The organism is Nocardia sp. NPDC058518, from assembly GCF_042719655.1.
Taxonomy (GTDB): domain Bacteria; phylum Actinomycetota; class Actinomycetes; order Mycobacteriales; family Mycobacteriaceae; genus Nocardia.
Genome location: NZ_JBHXNJ010000046.1, coordinates 1 through 2,729 on the forward strand (window position 1 = coordinate 1; position 2,729 = coordinate 2,729).

Below are 2,729 nucleotides of genomic sequence, written 5' to 3' on the forward strand. Positions count from 1 at the left end.
TATGCACGGGTTGGTGAGGTGAGTTCGGGTGGGATCGATGGGTCTGTCACGTTTTTCACTGATGAGGGTGATGTTGTGGCGGTGTTGGAGGGGGTCGCTTGCCGACGACTCCAAACACAGTCGCCCACCGACGACCACCTCTATTCAACTGCCTGGGTCGGGGTTGAACCTGCTGAGTCTCAGATAGCGGGTCCGTGCTTACTGTTGTCGAGCAGCGATATCGATGTCTACCTGCCGGAAGGGTGGGTCGTTCGGGTTGCCGTGAACGCGGAGTCATTGATCGATGCGATTGCTGAACAGGCGTGGCGTTGTGTCGCGGTCCTGAGCGATGGCCGGGAGTCCGACGTGGTGATCGGATTGGCCGTGCTGCAAGCCTGTTCGGGGGAGCAGGCTTTGTCCCCGGACCGGGTTGTGTTCCTGTCGGCAGCAAGTGCTCCGGGTGATGCCGGTCTTTGGGGATTGGCTCGGACGGCCCGGTTGGAGATTCCTGATCTGGCAATTCACTGCATCGAGGCATCCAAGGATCAGCTTGTGCCCGCGTTGCGGTTGAGTCGTAGCGCTGATCTGGAGGAGGAGTACAGGTTCACCGCTAGTGGCGCTGTCGAGGTGCCGCGACTACAACGACACCAGTGGAGTGGGGATGCGTCTACTCGCACCGGTTCCACCGTCGAGGACGGCGGAGTGTTTATGGCTCGGCCGGATGTGACGTATGTGGTCAGTGGTGGTTTGGGCGCTCTGGGCTTGGTAGTGGCCGAGTTCCTGGTGGATCGCGGCGCGCGGCATCTGGTGTTGCTGTCGCGGTCTGCAGGTGTGGATTCTGTTGTGCCGGAAGAGGTGTCGGAGTTGCGCCGTCTCGCCCGAGTGGAGTGCGTGGCGTGTGATGTGAGTGATTTGCGCAGTGTGCGTGACGCGCAGGAGGCTGTGAGCCGGGCGGGAATGCCGTCGGTGGCCGGGGTAGTTCATGCGGCCGGTGTTCTGACTGATGGTGTGTTGGCGAATCAGTCCGGTGCGAAGTTGAAGTTGGCGTATGGGGCGAAGGTTCGGGGTGCGAAGAATCTGCGGAGTGTATTTGCTCCATCGGAGTTCTTGGTGTTGTTCTCTTCTGCTGCTGCGACTTTCGGTTCGGCGGGTCAGGGGAGTTATGCGGCGGCGAATGCGACGTTGGATGCGTTGGCGGAGTCGTGGTCGGGCCGGGGTGAGCGTGTGTTGTCGATTCAGTGGGGTGCGTGGTCGGAGGCGGGTATGGCGGTCCGTCACGACGCGGTGGCCCGTGCCAAAGCTTCTGGTTTCGGTGTGATCGACAACGAGCTCGGTACCGCGGTACTGGGTCGGTTGTTGGGTGGGGATGCTCGGGGAACGGTGTGTGTGTCTCCTATCGATTGGGACACGTCGGGGTTGGATTCCCGGTTTGTTTCGCAGTTCACGACCCGACCAGCTGTTCCGGTTTCGTTGGGTGACAACGACAGTGGTGGCTTCTCGGCTGAGGAGATTCATGCCTTGGTTCGCAAGGCTGTCGCCGAGGCGATCGGTCGGTCGGTCGAGGATGACGATCCGTTGATGGCCAATGGTATGGATTCGTTGAGTGCGGTGTTGCTCGGTCAGAAGCTCGGCCGTGCGCTGGGAGTTTCCCTGGGTAGTGTGTTCGTGCTCAATCATCCGAGTATCGAAGAGTTGGTCGAAGGTCTCGTAGCGAAGTACGCCACGGCACAGACCGAACCCAACACGACACCAACCACGGAGAGAGCGCCCGCGCAAGAGGTTCCGGCACCCGTACCCGCGTCTGCGCCGGTACCCGCACCTGCACCGGTGTCTGTACCCGCATCTGCGACTACACTCGCACCTGCACCCGCGGCCGCAACGATCGCCGAAGTACAGGTGGCGCAGCATGTTACGGCCACTTCCGCAGCGAACCGCACTCGCATCGAGGCACCTTCGAAGCCTGCAGCGGACGAGCCGATTGCGATAGTCAGTAGTGCGTGCCGTCTGCCGGGGGATGTGTATTCCCCCGAGGACTTTTGGAAGATGTTGCAAGCCGGTACCGATTGTGTGGACGACATTCCGACGTCGCGGTTCGACATCGGTCAGGTGTATGACCCGAGCCCGGACGCGGTGGGGCGCAGCTACACTCGGCGCGGCGCCTTCATGCGCGAGGTGGACAGTTTCGACAACGAGTTCTTCGGGATCCCGATCAACGAGGCCCGAGTCATGGACCCGCAGCAACGGCTGCTCTTGGAAGTCGCCTATGAAGCGTTCCACTACGCCGGCTACGACAAGAAGAGCCTGCGGAATGCTGATTTCGGTGTCTTCGTCGGTCAAATGAACCACGACTGGTCACACATGATGGACAGCCAGCATCTCACAGACCCGTTCTACGGTGCCGGGGCGTCAGCCTCGATCATGTCGAATCGGATCTCCTACCTGTTGGGGTTGACGGGCCCGAGTATGACGATCGATACCGCGTGTTCGTCGTCGCTGGTGGCGGTCGACCTGGCGGTGGAGAAGCTTCGGAGCGGTGTCTGTTCCGCGGCACTGGTCGGTGGCGTCAATGTCATGCTCAGCTCTCGGTCATTCATCGGCGGGTGTTCGGCGAAGATGTTGTCGTTCGAGGGTCGTTGTGCGACTTTTGATGTGTCTGCTGATGGGTATTGTCGTGGTGAGGGTGTTGGTGCTGTTGTTTTGAAGCGTTTGAGTGATGCTGTGGTTGATGGTGATCGGGTTCTTGCGGTGAT

Annotated in this window: 1 protein-coding gene; it reads left to right on the forward strand. The window is 60.6% G+C overall.

What is annotated here, in order from left to right:
- Positions 1–204: 204 nt before the first annotated feature.
- Positions 205–2,729, forward strand: a 2,525-nt coding sequence (locus tag ACFWPX_RS36885; protein WP_378933746.1) for an SDR family NAD(P)-dependent oxidoreductase, incomplete at its 3' end; no start/stop codon positions are given.